At 54.1% G+C, this 416-nt stretch carries 1 protein-coding gene; it reads right to left on the bottom strand.

Features of this window, described 5'->3' with window-relative positions; genetic code table 11:
* Positions 1 to 294: RsmE family RNA methyltransferase (locus tag ACNFOC_RS55585; RefSeq protein WP_416966470.1), on the bottom strand; the 294-nt coding region annotated here is incomplete at its 3' end.
* Between the last annotated feature and the right edge of the window lie 122 nt (positions 295 to 416).

Raw genomic sequence — 416 nt, 5'->3', positions numbered from 1 at the left:
TTTCTGGATCGTAAATTCCATTTTTTCACCACGCGACATCACCTGACCGAGGTGAATATGCAGCGGAGATTCGCGATCGTCGAGCTGGCCTTCCAGCACCTTCACTTCCACGCTTTTTTTGCTGGCGCTGGTAATTTCGGCGTCAAAGACCTGGTTGCTACCGTCAAACAATTGCAACGCCTGCCCCGGCCCCATGCGCAGTACGCGCCCGATATGGTTGGCGGCATCTTCGCAAAGCGCGATGTGAGAATGGCTGGTCAGTGGTTCAGGATGATAAATGCGGGGGATACGCATAGTTAAAAATCCGCGTCGTCTCCCCACGCGGTTGTACGCGTGGGGTAGGGGTTAACAAAAAGAATCCCGCTAGTGTAGGTTAGCTCTTTCGCGCCTGGCAAGCGCGTTGCACATACGGGTTA

This window comes from Streptomyces colwelliae (assembly GCF_048158785.1).
GTDB lineage: Bacteria > Actinomycetota > Actinomycetes > Streptomycetales > Streptomycetaceae > Streptomyces.
Note: the sequence above shows the minus strand (reverse complement) of the source record. Positions and strands in the feature narration are given on the sequence as shown.